At 49.7% G+C, this 21,724-nt stretch carries 22 protein-coding genes and 8 tRNA genes; 24 read left to right on the forward strand and 6 right to left on the reverse strand.

All coding sequences use genetic code 11. From position 1 onward, the window contains the following. The first annotated feature begins 162 nt into the window (after positions 1–162). The 11 genes from pyrF (at position 163) to DXB70_RS08620 (ending at position 9,894) form a co-directional block, all read left to right on the forward strand. Positions 163–1,080, forward strand: coding sequence for an orotidine-5'-phosphate decarboxylase (gene pyrF / locus DXB70_RS08575; protein WP_022359361.1), 918 nt, complete (start codon positions 163–165; stop codon positions 1,078–1,080). Between the two features lie 10 nt (positions 1,081–1,090). Beyond that, on the forward strand, positions 1,091–1,855 hold the full coding sequence (locus DXB70_RS08580; protein WP_107000486.1) for a dihydroorotate dehydrogenase electron transfer subunit: 765 nt from the start codon (positions 1,091–1,093) through the stop codon (positions 1,853–1,855). Next, on the forward strand, positions 1,852–2,757 hold the full coding sequence (locus DXB70_RS08585) for a dihydroorotate dehydrogenase (RefSeq protein WP_022359363.1): 906 nt from the start codon (positions 1,852–1,854) through the stop codon (positions 2,755–2,757). Before DXB70_RS08580 ends, DXB70_RS08585 begins: the two co-directional genes overlap by 4 nt. Positions 2,758–2,771: 14 nt before the next feature. Next, positions 2,772–3,446 carry an orotate phosphoribosyltransferase gene (gene pyrE, locus DXB70_RS08590; RefSeq protein ID WP_107000484.1) on the forward strand — a complete coding sequence of 225 codons (675 nt, stop codon included), beginning with the start codon at positions 2,772–2,774 and terminating at the stop codon, positions 3,444–3,446. 74 nt (positions 3,447–3,520) lie between these two features. After that, a complete protein-coding gene (locus DXB70_RS14155) occupies positions 3,521–3,670 on the forward strand; it encodes a hypothetical protein (RefSeq protein ID WP_022359365.1) in 150 nt (49 codons plus the stop codon). Between the two features lie 106 nt (positions 3,671–3,776). Beyond that, complete coding sequence (locus DXB70_RS08595) at positions 3,777–4,244, forward strand: VanZ family protein (protein ID WP_107000974.1); 468 nt, start codon at positions 3,777–3,779, stop codon at positions 4,242–4,244. Beyond that, positions 4,225–4,551 carry a hypothetical protein gene (locus tag DXB70_RS08600; RefSeq protein ID WP_107000483.1) on the forward strand — a complete coding sequence of 109 codons (327 nt, stop codon included), beginning with the start codon at positions 4,225–4,227 and terminating at the stop codon, positions 4,549–4,551. The genes DXB70_RS08595 and DXB70_RS08600 overlap by 20 nt, the downstream gene beginning before the upstream one ends. A 127-nt stretch (positions 4,552–4,678) precedes the next feature. Continuing rightward, positions 4,679–6,751 carry an aminopeptidase gene (locus tag DXB70_RS08605; RefSeq protein WP_118673140.1) on the forward strand — a complete coding sequence of 691 codons (2,073 nt, stop codon included), beginning with the start codon at positions 4,679–4,681 and terminating at the stop codon, positions 6,749–6,751. A gap of 69 nt (positions 6,752–6,820) precedes the next feature. After that, the gene (locus tag DXB70_RS08610; protein ID WP_118472154.1) at positions 6,821–8,101 is read left to right on the forward strand and encodes a D-alanyl-D-alanine carboxypeptidase family protein; all 1,281 of its coding nucleotides are present in this window, start codon (positions 6,821–6,823) and stop codon (positions 8,099–8,101) included. A 165-nt stretch (positions 8,102–8,266) separates the two neighbouring features. Continuing rightward, positions 8,267–8,860 (forward strand): hydrolase, encoded by a 594-nt coding sequence (locus DXB70_RS08615; RefSeq protein ID WP_118556162.1) that lies wholly within the window; start codon positions 8,267–8,269, stop codon positions 8,858–8,860. Positions 8,861–8,874: 14 nt separating this feature from the next. Further along, on the forward strand, positions 8,875–9,894 hold the full coding sequence (locus DXB70_RS08620) for a glycosyltransferase family 2 protein (RefSeq protein ID WP_107000480.1): 1,020 nt from the start codon (positions 8,875–8,877) through the stop codon (positions 9,892–9,894). Positions 9,895–10,182: 288 nt separating this feature from the next. On the opposite strand, the gene DXB70_RS08625 is transcribed toward DXB70_RS08620, so the two are convergent. From DXB70_RS08625 to DXB70_RS08645, 5 genes are all read right to left on the reverse strand, one after another. Then, complete coding sequence (locus DXB70_RS08625; protein WP_118673155.1) at positions 10,183–10,848, reverse strand: phosphatase PAP2 family protein; 666 nt, start codon at positions 10,846–10,848, stop codon at positions 10,183–10,185. Positions 10,849–11,180: 332 nt separating this feature from the next. Continuing rightward, positions 11,181–11,254 (reverse strand) — tRNA-Met (locus DXB70_RS08630). 17 nt (positions 11,255–11,271) lie between these two features. Beyond that, a tRNA-Val gene (locus DXB70_RS08635) sits at positions 11,272–11,344 on the reverse strand. 8 nt (positions 11,345–11,352) lie between these two features. After that, positions 11,353–11,426: transfer RNA gene (locus DXB70_RS08640), tRNA-Met, on the reverse strand. 18 nt (positions 11,427–11,444) lie between these two features. Next, positions 11,445–11,517, reverse strand: a tRNA-Val gene (locus DXB70_RS08645). Positions 11,518–11,758: 241 nt separating this feature from the next. Here DXB70_RS08645 and DXB70_RS08650 point away from each other — a divergent pair. The 9 genes from DXB70_RS08650 (at position 11,759) to DXB70_RS08690 (ending at position 16,947) form a co-directional block, all read left to right on the forward strand. Further along, entirely contained in the window at positions 11,759–12,706 is a 948-nt protein-coding gene (locus DXB70_RS08650) for a YegS/Rv2252/BmrU family lipid kinase (protein ID WP_347559609.1), read from the forward strand. A 97-nt stretch (positions 12,707–12,803) separates the two neighbouring features. Next, positions 12,804–13,379, forward strand: a complete 576-nt coding sequence (ispF, locus tag DXB70_RS08655) for a 2-C-methyl-D-erythritol 2,4-cyclodiphosphate synthase (RefSeq protein WP_107000479.1) — start codon at positions 12,804–12,806, stop codon at positions 13,377–13,379. An 18-nt stretch (positions 13,380–13,397) separates the two neighbouring features. Further along, positions 13,398–14,807: a cysteine--tRNA ligase gene (cysS, locus tag DXB70_RS08660; RefSeq protein ID WP_107000478.1), complete on the forward strand. Its 1,410-nt coding sequence runs from the start codon at positions 13,398–13,400 to the stop codon at positions 14,805–14,807. Further along, on the forward strand, positions 14,792–15,229 hold the full coding sequence (locus tag DXB70_RS08665; RefSeq protein WP_107000477.1) for a ribonuclease III domain-containing protein: 438 nt from the start codon (positions 14,792–14,794) through the stop codon (positions 15,227–15,229). The genes cysS and DXB70_RS08665 overlap by 16 nt, the downstream gene beginning before the upstream one ends. 19 nt (positions 15,230–15,248) lie before the next feature. Further along, the gene (gene rlmB / locus DXB70_RS08670; protein ID WP_022358985.1) at positions 15,249–16,013 is read left to right on the forward strand and encodes a 23S rRNA (guanosine(2251)-2'-O)-methyltransferase RlmB; all 765 of its coding nucleotides are present in this window, start codon (positions 15,249–15,251) and stop codon (positions 16,011–16,013) included. 234 nt (positions 16,014–16,247) lie between these two features. Beyond that, positions 16,248–16,320 (forward strand) — tRNA-Thr (locus tag DXB70_RS08675). Positions 16,321–16,422: 102 nt separating this feature from the next. Then, positions 16,423–16,495, forward strand: a tRNA-Ala gene (locus DXB70_RS08680). A 277-nt stretch (positions 16,496–16,772) separates the two neighbouring features. After that, positions 16,773–16,852: transfer RNA gene (locus DXB70_RS08685), tRNA-Leu, on the forward strand. Positions 16,853–16,863: 11 nt separating this feature from the next. Then, a tRNA-Leu gene (locus tag DXB70_RS08690) sits at positions 16,864–16,947 on the forward strand. A gap of 149 nt (positions 16,948–17,096) precedes the next feature. Here DXB70_RS08690 and DXB70_RS08695 read toward each other — a convergent pair. Then, on the reverse strand, positions 17,097–17,432 hold the full coding sequence (locus DXB70_RS08695) for a cyclic-di-AMP receptor (protein ID WP_022358984.1): 336 nt from the start codon (positions 17,430–17,432) through the stop codon (positions 17,097–17,099). Positions 17,433–17,620: 188 nt separating this feature from the next. Here DXB70_RS08695 and DXB70_RS08700 point away from each other — a divergent pair, with 188 nt between their 5' ends. The 4 genes from DXB70_RS08700 to DXB70_RS08715 all read left to right on the forward strand — a co-directional run bounded on the left by DXB70_RS08700 (position 17,621) and on the right by DXB70_RS08715 (position 21,723). Beyond that, positions 17,621–18,235 carry an HAD family phosphatase gene (locus DXB70_RS08700; RefSeq protein ID WP_118673141.1) on the forward strand — a complete coding sequence of 205 codons (615 nt, stop codon included), beginning with the start codon at positions 17,621–17,623 and terminating at the stop codon, positions 18,233–18,235. A gap of 304 nt (positions 18,236–18,539) precedes the next feature. Next, positions 18,540–18,785 carry an NAD(P)H-dependent oxidoreductase subunit E gene (locus DXB70_RS08705; protein ID WP_107000475.1) on the forward strand — a complete coding sequence of 82 codons (246 nt, stop codon included), beginning with the start codon at positions 18,540–18,542 and terminating at the stop codon, positions 18,783–18,785. Positions 18,786–18,822: 37 nt separating this feature from the next. After that, positions 18,823–20,538 carry a [Fe-Fe] hydrogenase large subunit C-terminal domain-containing protein gene (locus tag DXB70_RS08710; RefSeq protein ID WP_118523971.1) on the forward strand — a complete coding sequence of 572 codons (1,716 nt, stop codon included), beginning with the start codon at positions 18,823–18,825 and terminating at the stop codon, positions 20,536–20,538. Beyond that, positions 20,539–21,723: a SpoIIE family protein phosphatase gene (locus tag DXB70_RS08715; protein ID WP_107000473.1), complete on the forward strand. Its 1,185-nt coding sequence runs from the start codon at positions 20,539–20,541 to the stop codon at positions 21,721–21,723. Position 21,724 lies beyond the last annotated feature (1 nt).

The raw sequence follows: 21,724 nt of genomic DNA on the forward strand, positions 1-21,724 counted from the left end.
CGCCAGCCGTCCGATGCCGTGACAGCTGGCGCGCTTCTTTCGGGGCAATCAAAAGGGCATAAGCAAAAACCCTTTTTTCCTTGCTCCGTGCCCTTGAAAGCGCCCTCCACTTATGATAAAATAAGTTGATTATTTATGAGAGATACTCTGGAGGAGAACGTGATGGTTAGTAAATTGATTGAGAAGATTCAGAAGACAAAGGCACCGATCTGTGTAGGACTGGATCCGATGCTTGGATATATTCCGGAGCACGTGAAGGAAAAAGCATTTGCGGAGTTCGGAGAGACCCTGGAAGGAGCGGCAGAGGCGATCTGGCAGTTTAACTGTGCGATCGTGGATGCGACGGCTGATCTGATTCCGGCGGTCAAACCGCAGATTGCGATGTATGAGCAGTTTGGCATCGAAGGCCTGAAAGCGTATGACCGGACTGTCAAATACTGCCAGCAGAAGGGCTTAATTGTCATCGGAGACATCAAGCGCGGCGACATCGGTTCCACATCGGCTGCCTACGCAACCGGTCATCTCGGCAGCGTGAAGGTTGGAAATACGACCTGTTCCGCGTTCAATACCGAGTATGTGACGGTCAATCCGTATCTGGGAACCGACGGCGTGAAACCATTTGTGGACGAGTGCAACGCATCCGACCGCGGTATCTTTGTACTGGTAAAGACTTCTAACCCATCCAGCGGCGAGTTCCAGGATCGTCTGGTGGACGGCCGCCCGCTTTATGAGCTGGTAGCGGAGAAGGTCGTTGAGTGGGGGGAGGCTTCCATGGATGGCGACTACAGTAATGTAGGCGCAGTTGTGGGCGCAACTTACCCGGAGATGAGCAAGATTCTGCGTAAGCTGATGCCGAAGACTTACTTTCTGGTTCCGGGTTATGGCGCACAGGGCGGTACGGCAGAAGACTTAAAATACTGCTTCAACGAGGATGGACTGGGCGCGATCGTCAATTCTTCCCGCGGTATCATCGCAGCATACAAGAAAGACGCATACGCCAAATTCGGTCCGGAGCATTTTGCGGACGCATCGAGGCAGGCTGTCATCGATATGATTGCGGACATTGGACGCGTACTGTAAGGAGGAGCTCATGGCACAGAAGAAAGAGACAGCAGTTGTATATAGTCAGGAAGAACTGGCACCTGGCATTTTCAGTATGTGGATCGTGACGGACATAGCGGATGAGGCAAGACCGGGACAGTTTATCTCGGTCTACAGCCAGGACGGTTCCAGACTTCTTCCGCGCCCGATCAGTATCTGCGAGGCAGATCCGGATGAAGGACGCCTGCGGATCGTATACCGGATTGCCGGTAAAGGAACGGATGAATTTTCCAAATATGTTTCCGGAGACCCGATCGACATCATGGGACCTCTGGGAAATGGTTTCCCGCAGGAGGGCGAAAATGTATTTCTGATCGGCGGCGGTATCGGTGTTCCGCCGATGCTTGAGATGGCGAAACAGTTAAACTGCGAAAAACAGATCATTTTAGGATACCGGGATGAAAATCTCTTCCTCCGGGATGAATTTGAGGCATATGGAGAAGTCTTTGTGGCGACCGAGGACGGAAGCGTCGGCACGAAGGGCAATGTCCTGGACGCGATCCGGGAGCAGAACCTGACGGCGGATGTGATCTACGCCTGCGGACCGACCCCGATGCTGCGCGCCATCAAGGAGTATGCGGCAGAAAAGGGAATCAAGTGCTATATTTCCCTGGAGGAGAAGATGGCATGTGGAATCGGCGCCTGTCTGGCATGTGTCTGCCAGTCGAAGGATGTAGACCACCACAGCAATGTACACAACAAGCGGATCTGCAAGGATGGTCCCGTATTTTTAGCCGAGGAGGTAGAATTATGAGACAGATGGCAGTCAATCTTGCGGGTGTAGAGCTTAAAAACCCGGTCATGACGGCATCCGGAACCTTTGGTTCAGGGGCAGAGTACGGCGAGATGGTCGATTTGAACAAGCTCGGCGCGGTTGTGACCAAGGGTGTGGCAAATGTGCCGTGGCCAGGCAATCCGACCCCGCGTATTGCGGAGGTGTACGGCGGCATGATCAACGCGATCGGCTTACAGAATCCGGGGTATGATTTATTTGCATCGAGGGATATCCCGTTTTTACGTCAGTATGATACGAAGATTATCGTCAATGTATGTGGAAAAACGACGGAAGATTACGTCGATGTAGTGGAAAAACTGGCGAGCCAGCCGGTCGATATGCTGGAGATCAACATTTCCTGCCCGAACGTCAAGGAGGGCGGCATCGCATTTGGACAGGATCCGAAAGCAGTGGAGGCGATCACCCGCGAGGTAAAACGCCATGCGAAACAGCCGATTATCATGAAGCTCAGCCCGAATGTTACCGACATCACGGAGATGGCGAAGGCAGCCGAGGCAGGCGGTGCGGATGTGCTGTCCCTGATCAACACACTGACTGGCATGAAGATCGATATCAACCGGAGAACCTTTGCGGTAGCCAACCGTACAGGCGGTCTGTCCGGCCCGGCAGTGAAACCAGTGGCAGTCCGCATGGTTTACCAGGTGGCGCAGGCGGTCAAGCTTCCGATCATCGGCATGGGCGGTATCATGAATGCGGACGATGCGATCGAATTTATTCTGGCAGGCGCAAGCGCGGTGGCAGTCGGTACGGCGAATTTCCATAATCCGTATGCGACGGAGGAGATCGTGAAGGGCATCGACGCCTACATGGAAAAATATGGTATTGAAGATATACATGAACTGATTGGTGCGGTTCGGTAAGATAGGAGAGTATGATGGAACAGTATAAGCAGGAATTTATCAATTTCATGGTAGAGAGCGAAGTGCTCAAGTTTGGCGAATTTACCTTAAAGAGCGGACGTAAATCTCCGTTCTTCATGAACGCGGGTGCATATGTAACCGGTACGCAGCTGCGCCGTCTGGGCGAGTATTACGCAAAGGCGATTCATGACAACTATGGTCTGGATTTCGATGTCCTGTTTGGACCGGCTTACAAGGGAATCCCGCTGGCAGTTGCCACCTCGATGGCGATCAGTGAGCTGTACGGCAAAGAAGTACGTTACTGCTCCAACCGGAAAGAGGTCAAGGATCACGGCGATACCGGCATCCTTCTGGGAAGCAAGTTAAAGGACGGCGACCGCGTCGTTATCATCGAGGATGTAACCACTTCCGGTAAATCCATCGAGGAGACCTTCCCGATCCTCAAATCCCAGGCAGATGTGGAGATCAAAGGTCTGATGGTATCTTTAAACCGTATGGAGCGCGGCAAGGGAGAAAAGTGTGCGCTGGATGAGATCAAGGAACTGTACGGCTTCCCGACCGCAGCGATCGTATCGATGTCAGATGTCGTAGAGTGCCTGTACAACAAGGAGTGCCAGGGCAAGGTCGTGATCGACGATACACTGAAAGCAGCGATCGACGCATACTATGAGCAGTACGGTGCAAAATAGAGATTTGGTTCACGGAGCGGCATGCTTGAAATGGGAAATGCCATGCGACGGAGTGTAAGAAGGAGCGGATCGATATGGAAAAGATCTACAAAACGATGCAGGGAACCGGTGTGATTAATATCGTGATTGGAAGTGTGATCATCACGGTAGGGCTGGCAGCCGGTGTGATGGCGATCGTCAGCGGTGCGTTTTTACTGAAACGCAAATCAGATATTACATTCTAAAAAATGGATTTGAAACAGGGCAGATATGCCCAGTCGAAAGAGAAAAACCGTATGACCGGGGACGGTGTACGGTTTTTCTCATTTCTGGCAGTTTATGTGGGGAATTATGTGGAAACGGACAAAAACGCATCAGAAGGTGTGCTGGATATTCTTTGTCGCATACCTGGTGCTTCTTATATATTTTATGTTTTTTTCGGACGGATTCGGGCGCGCGCCGCATGTGGAGTATGCCTATAATCTCGTTTTATTTAAGGAAATCAAACGGTTTTATATTTATCGTGATATAGTGGGAACGGAAGCGTTCCTGTTAAATACGGCTGGCAACGTGGTGTGCTTCATGCCGTTTGGATTTTTCCTGCCGATCATCAGTCCGAGATTTGGAAAATGGTACCTGATGTTGATTCTGAGCTTCCTTCTGACTTTGAGCATCGAGACGATTCAGCTCGTATTCAAGGTGGGAAGTTTTGATGTGGATGATATGTTTTTAAATACGTTAGGTGGAATTGCTGGCTACCTCTGCCAGTGGATTACACGTGCAATTGGGAGGTGTCTGCATGGGACGTCAAACAGATAACCGGATTTCTTATATCCGCAAGCCGATGGCAGAACACGGCTATCTCTGCCTGGGACTGGCGGGAGTCGGTCTGCTGCTGTGCGTGGCAGGGATGGCATTCAGTGTCCGCAGCCAGGGCAATACGCCGGTCGGCGCGCTGTCGATGTGCTTTTCGAGCATATTATTTTCCGTGGCGTCGCTGATGTACGGATGGAAATCTTTTAAAGAAGAAGAAAAAAATTATATATTCGCGAAAATTGGTACGATTTTGTCGGGGCTTCTGGTCATCTGGTGGATTGTGACGATTTTGATTGGCATCCGGGGCTAAGAATGAATGGTTTTTATGCGTGGCTTGCCTGGAATGCCGGACCAATGGAACGCCGGTAAGAGCCTTTGCGGCGGGCGTGGTTTGAAAGTGAAATTTGGCGATGGCAGAAGGAGGGAAATATCTGAACATGAAATATTGGGAACTTTTGAAAGAAGAAAATGAGGCGGTTGCGGAGCGCCATGAGCTCGCGATGGAGCGCATCGGCCATATGAAAGAAGAAGCGACGGTTGGCGAGCCATACCGGGCATTTTTTGAGCGCACCGTCCAGTTTATCGAGCTGATAGAAGAAACCTTCCAGAAACAGATGGATGGGACGCTGGCGGCGATGAGCCAGAAAGAGGCAACAGAATTTAACCGGACGCTTTATGCGGATATACTTCCTGGGGCGTATGGAAAGAGCTTTGCGAACCCGGACTATGCGGCAAAAGAGCTGGGAGAGAACTATGGTCCGTGGCTGTCATTTCTCTATACGGAGATCCGCAGCGCGATCGTTTACGCCTATGAGAGCCGTCTGGTGGATGTGACGGTGTTGGAGGAACTGTTTATTGAGGTTTACAACCTGTTTGAGGGCGGTACTCCGGAGGTGGCGGAGCTTCGCGAGCCGCTCTACTATTTTGTCAGTGATTATTGTGACAGGATGCTTCCGTGGCGGGTGCGTGAGACGCTGGATCCGTCGCTGGATTTCGGAAAATCGATCATCATGGACAGTGATTTAAACGATCTGCGTTATCTGTACCGGTTTGGCGAATATATCTCGGAGACAGAGCTTGCGACGGCACGTTTTATGAATGAGCTGCCGGAGGAGACGGTACGCCGGATGGCAGATACCTACACAGAAGGCTACCGCAAGGGATTTGCGGCGACCGGACGCAGCTATGAGGGCAAGAAAACGGTGCAGATCCGTTACCACATCGGATTTGAGCGCATGATCCGGATGGCAGTGGAAAATTTCCGCGAACTCGGTCTGGAGCCGATCATTGCCCGCGCCTCCATCGGCACGGTGAACCGGATGGCGGCGCGCACGAACGGTTACTATGGCACACCGGCGAACCGCCAGTACGAGTATGATCACCGCTACGACAATGCGGTTTACCTGGACAAGGCCTTTCGTGAGCGGAAACTCTCTATTTTGAAGGTGGCATATGAGACATACAAGGATCTGGCGTCGGTATATGCCGGTCCGGCAGTGGTGGAAACCTTCGGCGAGGCCGGATTTGAGCCGGTCAATGCAGCAGCAGCCTTTTCTTTAAGTGAAAAACAGGAGAAACTGCTGTTATCCTACAGCAATGAGGCGATGCAGATTGTGGACGCGTATATTCCGGGAACGGAGACGAGCTTCACAATCATTGCATTCCCGCTTCCGGAGATCGGAGCGGAGTTTGAGGCGATTTTTAAGGAGACGATCCGCATCAATACGCTGGACTATGAGCTGTACCGCGACATCCAGCAGATCATGATCAACGAACTGGATCAGGCATCGCAAGTCCACATCAGCGGACGCGGCGGCAACCGTACCGATCTGACCGTACAGCTTCACACGCTTGCTGAGCCGACGAAACAGTCGAATTTCGAAAACTGTGTGGCGGATGTAAATATTCCGGTTGGAGAAGTCTTTACCTCCCCGCAGCTTGCTGGGACAAACGGGCTTCTGCATGTCGGCAGCGTCTATATCGGGGAATTTCAGTTCAAAGATCTGGAAATCCGGTTTGAAAATGGTATCGCTGTCTCCTATACCTGCAAAAACTTTGAGACGGAAGAGGAAAATAAGGCGTTAGTGAAACAGATGATCCTCAAAAACCATGAGACGCTGCCGATGGGCGAGTTTGCGATTGGCACCAACACAACTGCGTATGAGGTAGCGCTGCGCTACGGCATTCTCGACAAATTCCCGATTCTGATTGCCGAGAAGATGGGACCGCACTTTGCGGTAGGCGATACCTGCTACAGCTGGATGGAGAACTGCCCGGTCTTCAACCCGGATGGACGCGAGATGGTGGCGCGTGAGAATGAGATTTCAGCAAAACGCAAAGAAAACCCGCAGGAGGCATATTTTGGCTGCCATACGGACATTACAATCCCGTACTCCGAGCTGGATACGATCGAGGCGATTCATCCAGATGGAACGAGTGTAAAAATCATCGCGGGCGGACGGTTTGCGCTGCCGGGGACGGAGAAGCTGAATGAGCCACTGGAAAAATAAAAAGAAAAAGTCATAGAAAACAGGTTTATTCTCATATAATCTCCTGAAAAGGGATTCCGGAGCAGCCGGATGGGAGATAGAATCAGAAAATGGATAGCCGTTCTGCTGGCAGGAAGTATACTGGCGATGATTCAGTTGGTTCCGGCCGGCGGGGCGGTTTTTGTTCGTGAAAATATAGAAAATAAAGAGATTCTGGGAGAGAAAGAGACTTCTCTACAACAGACCCTTCACGCCCGCGCCTGGGTTCTCATGGATGCGGACAGTGGGCGTATTCTGGCGGGGAAAGATGCGGATACCGCTTATCCGATGGCAAGCACGACGAAGATTCTGACCTGCATTCTCGCACTGGAACAGGGAAATCCAGATGACTGGGTCGAGGTATCAGAGAAAGCGGCCTCCATGCCGGATGTCCAGCTCAATATGCGAGCGGGGGAGCGGTACCGCCTATCGGATCTACTCTATTCCCTGATGCTGGAATCCCACAACGACAGCGCTGTGGCGGTGGCGGAGCACATCGGGGGAAGTGTGGAAGGATTTGCGGAGAAAATGAACCGGAAAGCGCGGGAGATAGGATGTAAGAATGTTTGTTTCGTGACACCGAACGGTCTGGACGTTGCGGATGAGGATGGAAACGAACACAGCGCTTCTGCGGCGGATATGGCGCGGATCATGCGCTACTGCGCGTTCCAGTCGCCGTGCCGCGAAACATTTCTGGAAATTACCCGTACGGCATCACGGACGATTCAGGATGAGTCGGGAAACCGTTCATTTTACCTGGCAAACCACAACGCGCTTTTAAGCCAGTGCGCGGAGGTGCTGTCGGGCAAGACAGGATTTACCGGGAAAGCCGGGTACTGTTATGTGGCGGCGTTAAAAAAAGAGGGAAAAGCATTTACGGTGGCGCTTCTCGGCTGCGGGTGGCCGCCGCACAAGACGTACAAATGGGCGGATATGCGGAAACTCGATCAGTATGCATTTGATACATATAACTGGTATGATATATTTGACCGGGAGAAAACATTTCCGGAGGTGGAGGTGAGGCGGGGCGTGAAAGGAACGACGGCGCTCACACTGAATCTGCCATCGGAAAAACAGATGTTTCTGATGCTTCTGCGCGCGGACGAGAAGCCAGACATCCGTTATGAGTACCCGACCGAGCTGGAAGCACCGGTTCATGAAGGACAGGAGGTTGGGCAGGCATCCTATTATATTAATGACGAGCAGGTGGCTGCTTATCCGATCTATGCGGCAGAAACAGTGGAGAAGATTGATTATGGGTGGTGTTTAAGACGATGCGTAACTTATTTTGAAAGAGAATTTCAGTCAATGTGGCAGACATGGGGAGTTTGAGTTGTTATTACTGGGCACGTATGCGTGAACAGCAACGACTTGTTCACAATACTTTTACAAAAATCTGCTTTATTTTGCTGGTTAATTTTGTTATAACTATAGATAGTGTGAATTACTGAGAATCAAGGATCCGGACACGGAAACGTGGAAAGAGAGGCACGGAGGATGAAACAGACATCACTGAGCAGGGAACAGGGGCTTGCGCTCCTTCGCAAGTATAATAAAGAACCATTTCATATTTTACATGGACTGACCGTGGAGGGCGTCATGGAGTGGTATGCTGAGCAGCTGGGATACGGGGACGAAAAAGCATTCTGGGGCATGGCAGGACTGCTGCATGACATTGATTTTGAACTTTATCCGGAAGAACACTGCGAGCGGGCACCGGAGCTTCTGCGCAACGGAGGCGCAGAGGAAGATTTAGTCCATGCGGTTGTCAGCCACGGCTACGGCATACGGGTGGATGTGGCTCCGGAACATGAGATGGAAAAGGTGTTGTTTGCAGCTGATGAGCTGACAGGGCTTATCTGGGCGGCGGCGAAGATGCGCCCGTCCAAGAGCACCAAGGACATGGAGCTTTCAAGTCTTAAGAAGAAATTTAAGGACAAGAAATTTGCGGCTGGATGTTCCAGAGATGTGATCCGCCGCGGGGCTGATCAGCTTGGCTGGGAATTAGACAAACTGATGGAACAGACGATTCTCGCCATGCGCTCCTGTGAGGATCGGGTCAACAAAGAGATGGAGGAACTGGAGTTTTGAGAGAAAATAAACCAATGAAACTGTTGTCGGTAGCGATTCCGTGTTACAATTCGGCGGCATATATGCGTAACTGCATCGAATCCCTGCTGCCGGGCGGCGATGAGGTGGAGATCCTGATCGTGGATGACGGTTCCACAAAAGATAATACGGCGGAGATTGCCGATGAGTATGAGAGAAACTATCCGGGAATTTGCCGGGCGATTCATCAGGAAAACGGTGGTCACGGCGAGGCCGTCAATGCGGGACTGCGCAATGCGACGGGCGTCTATTATAAGGTCGTGGACAGCGATGACTGGGTCAACGAAGAGGCATATATGGAGGTTCTGGATACGCTGCGCAAATTTGTCCATGACAATGTGACGCTGGATATGCTGATTACCAACTTCGTTTATGAAAAACAGGGCGCAAAACACAAAAAGGTCATGAACTACAACATGGCGCTCCCAAAACGCCAGCTCATCGATTGGAACGGTGCAAGAGGCTTCCGCCTGGGACAGTATATCCTGATGCATTCGGTCATTTACCGTGTGGAAATGCTTCGGAACTGCGGCTTGGAACTGCCAAAGCATACGTTCTACGTGGATAATATTTTTGTATATCAGCCGCTTCCACACGTAAAATCCATGTACTACCTGGATGTGAATTTTTACCGCTATTTCATCGGACGCGACGATCAGTCGGTCAATGAAAAAGTCATGATCAGCCGTATTGATCAGCAGATACTCGTCACGAAGCTGATGCTGGGATATTACGATGTGACCAAGATCAAGAATCCAAAGCTGCGCCACTACATGGTCCGCTATCTGGAGATCATGATGACAGTTACTTCAATTCTGGCGATCCGCTCGGAGACAGAGGAAAATCTGAAGAAGAAAAAAGAACTGTGGCAATATCTGAAACAGCAGAACTTCACGTTATATATGCGCCTGCGTTGGGGCTTCCTCGGACAGGGCGTAAACCTGCCGGGAAAAGGCGGACGGAAGGTGTCGATCGCCTGCTATAAGATTTCGCAGAAGTTTTATGGATTTAACTAGAAATCCATTATAAAAATTGAAATAATATGGATTAGAAAACGAAATCAAATCTATCATAAAAGTGAAATTAAAAGATCCGATCGTCTGGAAAGTCGAGTGTTTCCAGATGGTCGGATTTTCTGATTCTATGTCAATCATTAGATATGATTCGATAAGGGATTACCACGTGATGAATGTTAGAGACCTAGTTTTCGTAACGGCTGCGGCAGGGGGGATTTATCGCAGATAAAAAGCTGGCACTTGTCATATTTTGGCGCCAGCTTATGTTTACTTGTCTTGAGAAATCCTTTAGCGAATATATTCCGGTTCGTTCTCTGTCTCTTCCTGCGTGCTTCCCGCATATACTAACGGATAGATAGCTGCGCTTAAAAGAATCGCGCCTGCGACGTCCAGAACCGAGTGCTGCTTCAGCGAGACAGTTGCCATGCAGATAGCGACCATCAGGATACCGGAAAGAATCCGGATTACTTTGTGCTTTTTCAGAGACTCACTCTTCATGACCGCGATGTGGGTTCCGATGGAATTGTACACGTGGATGCTTGGAAATACATTCGTGTTTGTGTCAGCCTGGTGGAGCATATAGACCAGACGGGAACAGAGGTTCTTGTCCGGGTTTACGGCGGTCCGCAGGTCAGTTCCATTCGGGAACAGGGTGCAGATTAAGAGTGACAGCGTCATGCCGGTAAATAAAAATGCACATAACCGGTAATATTCTTCTTTGTTCTTGAAGAACAGATATACAATCGCAGCGGTCACATAGGCGAACCACAGTAAATATGGGATGACGAAGTATTCATTAAACGGAATCATATCATCCAGCGATGAGTGCATGATATGGTAATTGGAGGTCACGGTTTTTTCCAGATGCATAAACCACGGAAGATAGATAAATCCGTATCCCAGAATCCATATATGCCCGTATTTCTTCAGGAGTTCCTTCAGAAAATGTTTCATATCAATCAACCTCGATTTTCTTTTTATCATAAATAAATTAACATTATTTTAACATCTCTCCAAGTTCGTCTGATTATAGCACACTCACCCGCCAACTTCAAGGCTAAATAGGGATTGTTATAAATATTAAGAAAAAGGTTATGGAATGTGAAATTTGTTAAACAAAAATTTTATGGATGGACAGGGACTTTGGATTTATATATTTTATGCGGCTGTATATATGTGTCAACCGTGAGGGTATATGCGCTATCGCCTTTCACATAGGAAGTTAGTTTTAGAGTGAATTTAGGCAAAATAAAAGCAGCTTGCTTAACTGCAAGCTGCTTTATCAATAGCGAGAGGGGGATTCGAACCCTCGACACCGCGGGTATGAACCGCGTGCTCTAGCCAACTGAGCTATCTCGCCATATTAAATTTTAAAAGTGGGACCTACAGGGCTCGAACCTGTGACCCTCTGCTTGTAAGGCAGATGCTCTCCCAGCTGAGCTAAGATCCCAGATAAAATAGCGAGAGGGGGATTCGAACCCTCGACACCGCGGGTATGAACCGCGTGCTCTAGCCAACTGAGCTATCTCGCCATATTAAATTTAGAAAAGTGGGACCTACAGGGCTCGAACCTGTGACCCTCTGCTTGTAAGGCAGATGCTCTCCCAGCTGAGCTAAGATCCCGCTGACACTCGCACAAATCACGACTGCTTTGCAAGTATAATATAAATTTTCAAGATTGTCAACACTTTTGAGAAAATAATTTATAGAAATTTTCTTATCATTTAAAAGGAAGTATGGTATACTTATCTCATGCAAAATTGTAATGGCGCTGTATCCTGTGACAGGTATTCTGGCAGGGTAAAAGATAAAATATAACGCCCCAGCAGGGGAGTTTCTGTATTTTCGGAAAGCAGGGGACGTTATGGCAAAATATGAGGATGGAGTAATGTATTATTTCATTATTAATCCCGCTTCACAGAGTGGCCGCGGCTATAAGATATGGAAGAAAATAGAGCAGCGGCTTGTGCGGGACGGGGTTGAGTATCAGGCATATTTGACAGAATATGCGGGGCAGGCGACAGAGTATGCAAGGAAGCTGACGTCCCACTGCAAGGAGGCACGGGTGATTGTGGTCGTGGGCGGTGACGGGACGATGAATGAGGTCGTGGACGGAATCGTTTCCTGCGACATGGTGACGCTGGGCTATATTCCGGTGGGGACAGGCAGTGATCTGGCGCGCGGGCTCCGGCTTTCGAGAAGACCGATGCGCGGACTGCGCCGGATTTTTAAGGCGCGGCGGATCCGGCAGATCGATTATGGTGTGATTGCATACGGCGATGATGTGCTCCGACATCGGCGTTTTATCGTCAGCGCGGGGATCGGGCTGGATGCGGAAGTATGCCAGCATATGCAGCATTCGGCGATCAAAAATATCTGCAACCGGATTCATCTGCGGCGATTGTCGTACCGGATACTGGGATTTATACAGTATTTGAAGGCGAAACCGATCCGGGGGTATATTTTGCTCGATGGAACGCGCCGGGTGGAATTTAATTATATTTATTTTATCAGTGCACAGATTCAACCCTGCGAGGGCGGCGGATTCTGGTTTGCGCCGAAGGCGGACAGCAGCGACGGCAACCTGGAGGTCTGCATTGTCAGCCATGCCTCGAAGCGGCAGGTGCTTGGAACCCTGCTCCGGGCGTTGTTCCGGCGCTCCCACAACCGGGGGCTTCGGTGCTTCAGCTGCCGGGAGGTCCAGATCTACACGGAACGCCCGATGGCAGTTCACGTGGACGGCGAGAGCTGTCAGTACCAGAGCAATCTGGAAGTCCGCTGTATTGAGCGAAAATTAAAAATTGTTGGATAAGTGTATATTTTTCAAAAGTATAAAATAATTTATCAAATAAAGTAACTGCGGGCAGTCCGGACAGTTACAAAATGACCAAGAAAGGAACTGGAATACGATGAGAATAGGACAGGGATATGATGTGCATAAACTTGTTCCGGATCGGGAACTGATTTTAGGCGGCGTGACGATCCCGTATGAGAAGGGGCTGTTAGGACATTCGGATGCGGATGTGCTGGTGCATGCGGTGATGGATGCGCTCTTAGGGGCGGCGGCACTGGGCGACATCGGACAGCATTTTCCGGACACGGATCCGGAATATGAGGGTGCGTCGAGCATCGAGCTTCTGAAAAAGGTAGGGAAACTTCTGCAGGAACGCGGCTATGTGATTGAAAATATCGATGCCACGATCATTGCGCAGCGCCCGAAGCTGGCTGCATACCGCCCACAGATGGCAGAAAATATTGCAGATGCGCTGGGGCTTCCGGTCAGCCGCGTGAGTGTCAAGGCGACGACCGAGGAAGGGCTTGGTTTTACAGGCAGCGGCGAGGGCATTTCCTCACAGGCGATTACCCTGTTGACGGAAGTGGAGAATTACTGTTATGATAGTGAAATGATGACGCAGGCAGCGGCTTGCGGTGGATGCGGCGGCTGTGGCGGCTGTCAGGCAGCACCGGAAGCAGATTTAAAATAGAAGAGGAGTAATGAGGTTATGAAAATTTTCAACACATTGTCCCGCAGAAAAGAGGAGTTTGTGCCGATCGAACCGGGCAAGGTTAAGATGTATGTGTGCGGACCGACCGTTTACAATTTTATTCATATTGGAAATGCAAGACCGATGATCGTATTTGATACGGTCCGCCGGTATTTTGAGTACAAAGGATACGAAGTAAACTATGTATCTAACTTTACTGATGTGGATGACAAGATCATCAGGAAAGCCATCGAGGAGGGCGTGGATGCGGAGACGATCTCCAAGCGCTATATCGCAGAGTGCAAAAAAGATATGGAGATGATGAACGTCAAACCGGCGACGAAGAATCCGCAGGCGACTCAGGAGATCGGCGGTATGATCGAGATGATCAATACGCTGATCGAAAAAGGACATGCGTATGTGGCAGCTGACGGCACGGTTTATTTCCGCACCAAATCCTTTAAAGAGTACGGAAAACTGTCCCATAAAAATCTGGACGATCTGCAGTCCGGCTTCCGTGAGATCAAGGTAACCGGCGAGGAAGGCAAGGAAGATCCGACCGATTTCGTCCTCTGGAAACCGAAAAAAGAAGGAGAGCCGTTCTGGGAGTCTCCGTGGTGCCAGGGCCGTCCAGGCTGGCATATCGAGTGCTCCGAGATGTCCAAGAAATACCTTGGCGAGTCCATCGATATCCATGCAGGCGGAGAGGATCTGATCTTCCCGCACCATGAAAATGAGATCGCGCAGAGCGAGTGCGCGAACGGCAAGACCTTTGCCAACTACTGGATGCACAACGCATTCTTAAATATCGATAACCGCAAGATGTCCAAATCTCTTGGAAACTTCTTTACCGTGCGTGAGATCAGTGAGAAATACGATTTGCAGGTTCTGCGTCTCTTCATGCTGAGCGCCCAGTACCGCAGCCCGCTCAATTTCAGCGCGGATTTGATGGAAGCTTCGAAAAACAGCTTAGAGCGCATCCGCACTGCGGCAGAGCATCAGGCAGACTGCCTGAAAGCAGCGAAAGAGGGCGAGATGACGGCGGAGGAGAAGCAGAATCAGGCAGCAGTCGAGGAGTTGGTTCAGAAGTTCGAGACGGCGATGGACGATGATTTCAACACCGCAGATGCGATTTCAGCTATTTTTGAGATTGTACGCCTGAGCAACTCCACGATTTCGGAAGCATCGACGAAGGCATACGTTTCCTATGTCAAAGAGACGATGGACAAACTCTGCGATGTGCTCGGTATTATCACGGAGAAGAAGGAAGAGATTCTGGACAGCGAAGTAGAAGACTTGATCGCAAAACGCCAGCAGGCGAGAAAAGACAAGAATTTCGCACTGGCGGATGAGATCCGTGGACAGCTTCTCGATATGGGAATTATTCTGGAAGATACAAGAGAGGGCGTCAAATGGAAACGGGCTTAAATGCGTTTAAGGAAGCGCTGCATTTAAAACATGTTGAGGCGGGGGAGTATTCCCCGCTGGCGCTGGCGTATATCGGCGATGCGGTCTATGAGCTGGCGATCCGCACCCTTGTCATGAACCGCGGCAATATGCAGGTCAACAAGATGCACAAGAAGACGGCGAACCTGGTCAAGGCGGACGCACAGGCACATTTTTATCTGCTTCTGGAGGAAGAGCTGACGGATGCGGAGAAGGCGGCATACCGACGCGGACGCAATGCGAAATCTTTTACGATGCCGAAGCACGCGACGATGAAGGATTACCGGATGGCGACCGGATTTGAGGCGCTGATGGGCTATCTCTATCTGACCGAGCAGTTTGACAGGATGGCAGAACTTCTGGGAAAAGGGCTGGAACAGATGGGAGAATTAATATCGTTATAAATCATGATGAGGAAGATAGATGGAACAGGAAAATAAGCAGGAAAATAGATTTGAAGAGACGATGATCGAAGGCAGAAATGCCGTTTTAGAGGCATTCCGTTCGGGCAAGACGGTGGATAAGCTGTTTGTGCTGGATGGCTGCCAGGATGGACCGGTCAAGACGATCACGAGAGAGGCAAAAAAGCAGAATACGATCATCCACTATGTGGCGAAGGAGAGACTCGACCAGCTTTCTGAGACCGGCAAGCATCAGGGCGTGATTGCACAGGCAGCGGCATACCGCTATGCAGAGGTGGAAGATATGCTAAAGCTGGCAGAAGAGAAAGGCGAGCCGCCGTTTCTCTTTATTCTGGATGGCATTGAGGATCCGCATAATCTGGGTGCGATCATCCGTACTGCCAATCTGGCAGGCGCACATGGCGTGATCATCCCGAAACGCCGCGCAGTGGGACTGACATCGACGGTTGCGAAGACCTCGGCGGGAGCGCTGAATTATACGCCGGTGGCGAAGGTAACCAATATTTCAGCCACGATCGAGGAGCTGAAAGAGAGAGGACTCTGGTTTGTTTGCGCCGATATGGGCGGAGAGAGCATGTACCGCCTCGACTTAAAAGGACCGATCGGTCTGGTGATTGGCAATGAGGGCGAAGGTGTCAGCCGTCTGGTGCGGGAAAAATGTGATTTCATCGCATCGATCCCGATGAAGGGAGATATCGACTCCCTGAACGCATCGGTGGCAGCTGGTGTGCTGGCATATGAGATTGTGCGTCAGAGAATGATGTAGGGTAAGTGAAGGTTATCGGTCAACCGATTCCGCTGCTCCCCTCCCCGTTGGAATCATATAGAAATATGAAAAGATAGGAAATGAGAATCGGATGTCTGCGAATGAAAACGGAGGCATCTGATGAAAAAAACGGGAAATTTAAAAAAATAAAAAAAATTCAAAAAAACCGTTGACAAAACGATTGTATCATGATAAACTAATCAAGGCTTAGAGATGAGCCAAAAACAAAAAGATGCTGCTGTAGCACAGTCGGTAGTGCGTCGCATTGGTAGTGCGGAGGTCACGGGTCCGATTCCCGTCAGCAGCTCTGCTAGAAAAGAACGGAAGCCTTTGATTTACAAGGGTTTCCGTTTTTTTATTCTCTACTTGCAATTCATTCCAGTTGTGCTATAATGATAACAGTTTGGACGGGGACATAGCTCAGCTGGGAGAGCGTTGCGTTCGCAACGCAAAGGTCGCGGGTTCGAATCCCGTTGTCTCCATGATAGAGAAAGCCTTGAAAACACTGGTTTTTCCTTTGTTTTCAAGGCTTTTTTGTGTTTTTAAGATTTCAAGCGGAACAAAATATTCCGTTATAGGTACAAACTTTTCGGTACAAGGATCACACGAAAGATCACATGGACTTTCAGTATCGATGAATTTGCCGCACATTTTTTAAAAAAGAACTTTCGAAAAAATTCAAAAAAATAAAAAAAACTCTTCCATTTTGAACTACCCTATGTTATAATAAACTCACTTGTGAGTCAGAAAGACAAGCAAGCGGGCATGGCGGAATTGGCAGACGCGCCAGATTTAGGTTCTGGTACGAGAGTGTGCAGGTTCAAGTCCTGTTGCCCGCACTAGAAATTACGCAGAAGTGGCGGAATTGGCAGACGCGCACGGTTCAGGTCCGTGTGATGGCAACATCATGAGGGTTCAAGTCCCTTCTTCTGCATGATTAGCTGCAGAACCTGAGTGCAGCGTGGAACTCCCAGAGATGATTTCTCCGGGAGTTTTTCTTTTTCTATACAAGGAATCAAAAAGGGGCAGACGCGCAAGCGAAAGCCCCTTTTGTAATTCGAATTTGTAATATAAATCAAAAAATTAGAATTTCTGAAATTCTTCTACATTTATTACAAATACGGTTGCTCCGCCGACTTTCATGTTCATCGGAACGGTCATATTAACGGTCGGGCAACAGTTTCCGGCCATGGTCGGCGGCGTGTATACAAGCTGCTCGCGGGCACCGGACATTTTTTTGATGATGGAGATGGCGTCCTCGACGCGTTCATCTTCGACACCGAGCATCAGGGTTGTACTTTTCTTTTTCAGAAAGCCGCCCATCGTGGAAAGCTTGGTGACAAAGAAGGAGTGCTGGTTTAATTCATATACTAAATCATCGGCGTCCTCACTGCCAATGATTGCGATAATCATTTTCATAAGCGGTACCTCCTGAAAAATTTTCTATTATTGTACCATTAATTTATGAAAATGGAAATAAAAAAATGAGAAATTTATGTTAAAATATAAATGATTATGATTGCTTGCAGGTGAGAATTTTTTGGACTGAAAATTCCATCTGCCGCAGGAATGGCGGCAGATTTGCGGGATGAGAGAAAGGCAGAAGTATGATTCGAAATATAGTATTTGATATGGGAATGGTTTTACTGGAGTATGATCCGGTCAAGGTGTGCTGGGAGTACACAGATAATTCGGAGGATGTGGAGTGGATGCGCCGCGAATTGTTTGATTCGAAGGAGTGGTCGCTTTTAGACGAGGGAACGCTGACGGATGCACAGGCGCTGGAGCGGGTGCAGAAACGCCTGCCAAATGAACATCTGCGCTGGCTGGCGAAGGAAAGTCTGGAACACTGGCATGAGTACAACATCTGGGCAAAGCCGGGGATGGGAGAGCTGGTGAAGGAACTGAAAGAAAAGGGCTGCGGCATCTACCTCTGCTCGAATTGTTCCGTGCGCCTGCGTGTGTTCGAGTATGAGATTCCGGGCATTGAATATTTTGATGGCACGCTTGTCTCAGCGGAGGAGAAGCTGGCGAAGCCGAATCCGGCGATCTATGAGAGATTGTTTGAAAAATTTCATCTCAAAGCGGAAGAATGCTTTTTCATCGATGACCGTCAGGATAACATCGATAGCGCGAAGGGCTGCGGCATGGATGGATACTGTTTTGCGGACGGGAATGTGGAGAGGCTGCGGGCGTACATGGAGGAGATGGAAATATTATAGAAAAGCAGTGCAAGGTGGCCGATAAAAAGATTATTTTCCTAAAAAACACCGGGAGAGTCATAAGCTGATGAAAAGAAAGTGAAAAGGTTTTGGAATCAGGCACTTATGGTCTAAAAAAAATACAAAATCAGCAAGAAATTTGATTGATAATAATATCACAATATGAGATAATGAAGAAGAATGGGGAAAGATGCATTTTTAGTAAATTCCCCTGGAAGATGCATGTGAACAGGCAGTTTTTTGACCGGGAATCTCCGGTGAAAGGCTGCGTCTGTTTTATAACGGATAGTGAGGAGGTCATTATATGAGAGTATCGATTTGTATCGGAAGTGCCTGTCATCTGAAAGGATCCCGTGAGGTAATCCAGAAGCTGCAGAAGCTGGTTTCAGAGAATCATCTGGACAGTGAGGTAGATTTAAATGGAGATTTCTGCAGCGGCAACTGCCGTAAAGGTGTCTGTGTGACGATAGACGGAGAACTGTATTCCGTAAAACCGGAGACAACCGAAGAATTTTTCCAGAAGGAGATTCTGGGACGCCTGAACGCGTAATCGTTTACATATAACGGCAAAAAGAGAGGGAGAGTCTATGCCGATTATTGATTTTAAGGCGACGATGTGTAAGCATTGTTATAAATGTGTGCGGGGCTGCGAAGTGAAATCAATCATGATCCGGGATGGTCATGCATATATCATGCCAAATCGCTGTATTCTCTGTGGGCAGTGCCTTTTGAACTGCCCGCAGTCGGCAAAACGTGTTCCGAGCGAACTTTCCAAGGTCAAAAAGCTGATTGAGAGCGGCGCACCGGTCATTGCATCGCTGTCGTCTTCCTATATGGGGGTTCTGCCGTATAAAAAGCGGGGGCAGGTCAAGTCAGCATTAAAAAAGCTGGGATTTACGAATGTTTGTGATGCGGCGGAGGGCGCCGCGCTGGCGACGGAAGAGTATGTCCGTTTATTAGAGCAGGGCGAGATGAAAAATATCATCACAACTGCCTGTCCGAGTATCGTGAACCTGATTGAGATTCATTATCCGGAACTCATCAAATATCTGGCACCGGTGCTGATTCCGTCGGGGATCCATACGCGCATGCTGTATGCGGAGTTTGGCGAGGCGGCGAAGGTAGTCGTGATCGGACCGTGTATCGCGGAAAAAGAGAAAAACAGGGTTGTGAAGCCGGATGCAGTCCTCACATTTGAGGATTTAAAACAGTGGCTGTCAGAGGAACAGATCGAGATCGAAGCATGTGAGGAAGAACCGTTCGAGGATCGTGAACCGGGCGCGAACCTGCGTTATCCGGTCAGCGGCGGACTGCTCACGGCGGTGACGGCGACTCAGAAGAAACCGGACAAGTATCGCAAGTTCTACGTCAGCGGCGTGAAGGACTGCCTGGATGTCTGTGAGGCGATGAAAACCGGCGAGGTGGCTGGCTGTTTCATCGAGATGAATGCCTGTCATGGAGGCTGTGTCAATGGACCATCCACGGCGACCTCAGTGTCGAGTTTTAAAGTTAAGCTGGATCTGGAAGCGATGCTTCCGAAGGAACCGGCAGATCTATCCCTGATGCATGAGGCGGCGCGCCAGGTGGAGGTTCACCGGACGTTTGCGGATCGTTCCCAGAAGGAGCCGATTCCGACCGAGGAAGAGATCCGGGAGATCTTGAAAAAGACGGGCAAGACGACACCAGAGCAGGAATTAAACTGCGGTGCGTGCGGTTATCCGACCTGCCGGGAGAAGGCGATCGCCGTTTTCCAGAAAAAGGCGGAGGTCGATATGTGTATTCCGTACCTGCATGACCGGGCGCAGTCGCTGTCTCATCTGGTGATGGATACGTCCCCGAACCTGATCATGATCATCGACGATGATATGCGGATCCGGGAGTGCTCTGTGGCAGCAGAAATGTATTTCGGCGTCAAACCGGAGGCGATCAAGGGAAAACCGCTGGAGGACTTTATCAACGCCGAGGATGTCCGCGAGGTATTCCGGACGCACACAAGCGTCCACAGCCGGAAGGTGATCTATCCGGATCGGAATCTTGTGACGCTTCAAAACATTGCGTATATCGATGACGGCAATTTTGTCATTGCCACGATCATTGATGTGACGCGCGAGGAAAAACAGGCAAAACAGGAATATGCCAAGAAAAAGGCGACCATTGATCTGGCACAGAATGTCATTTACAAACAGATGATGGTTGCACAGAATATTGCCGGACTCCTGGGTGAGACGACGGCGGAGACGAAGACAACCCTGATGAAGCTTTGTTCCCTGATTGACGATGAGAGCGAAAGTGAGGTCCGATAAATGGGAGTAACCGTAGATGTCACGTTTAAAAGTCTGAATAAGTATTCAGAGATCCTGTGCGGCGATACGGTAGAGTGCCTGAAAACGGAAGATTCGGACGTTATCATTCTGGCGGATGGCATGGGAAGCGGCGTCAAGGCGAATATTCTTTCGACGCTTACGGCAAAGATTCTGGGTACGATGTTTTTAAATGGAGCCACGCTGGAGGAATGTGTGGAGACGATTGTGCAGACGCTTCCGATCTGTCAGACGAGACAGGTGGCGTATGCGACGTTCTCGATTCTCCAGATTTTCAACAACGGCGAGGTATATTTAGTTGAATATGATAACCCGCGATGCATTTTTTTGCGCTGTGGTCATGTGGTGGAGCTGCAGAAATACAAGCGTCTCGTCAAGGACAAGGAGATCAGCGAGTGCCGGTTCCAGGTTCAGAAGGGTGATGCGCTGGTACTTGTCAGCGACGGCGTGACGCACGCGGGAGTCGGAAAGAGCGGCAAATATAAATTTGGCTGGCCGTGGGAGTCGGTGGCAGAGTTTGTTTCGGAACAATGCCTGACCTCTCTTTCGTCGGCACGTATGGCGGCGGCACTCTGTGCGGAATGCAGCCAGATTTACGAGGGAAAACCGGGCGATGATACGACGGTTGTGGTAGCTCGGATCATTGACCGGAAACCGGTCAACCTGATGACGGGACCGCCGCTCGACCGCAATGACGATGAGACGATCACGGCGGATTTTATGAAAGATGAGTCGGCAAAGCACATTGTATCGGGCGGAACCAGCGCGACGATCCTGTCGCGGGAGCTGGGACGACCGCTGCGGGTATCAATGGATTACAGCGACCCGGATATTCCGCCGATCGCTTTTATGGAAGGCATCGATCTGGTGACGGAGGGAGTCCTGACGCTGCGGAAAGCGATCGAACTTCTGAAACGCTATCTGATCGAATGCGATTTAAGTTCTGAGTTTTTCAGCGAGTTGGACAAGAAAAATGGTGCGTCCATGATCGCGAAGATTTTGATAGAAGACTGCACGGAATTACATATGTTTGTGGGAACGGCGGCGAACAGCGCCTACCAGAATCCAGGGCTGGCGTTTGATCTGGGAATCCGCCAGAACCTGGTCAAACAGCTAAAAGAAGCAGTCGAAGGTATGGGAAAGAAAGTTACGGTAACGTATTATTAAT

The sequence above is a fragment of the Clostridium sp. OM05-5BH genome, from assembly GCF_003481505.1.
GTDB lineage: Bacteria > Bacillota > Clostridia > Lachnospirales > Lachnospiraceae > Otoolea > Otoolea fessa.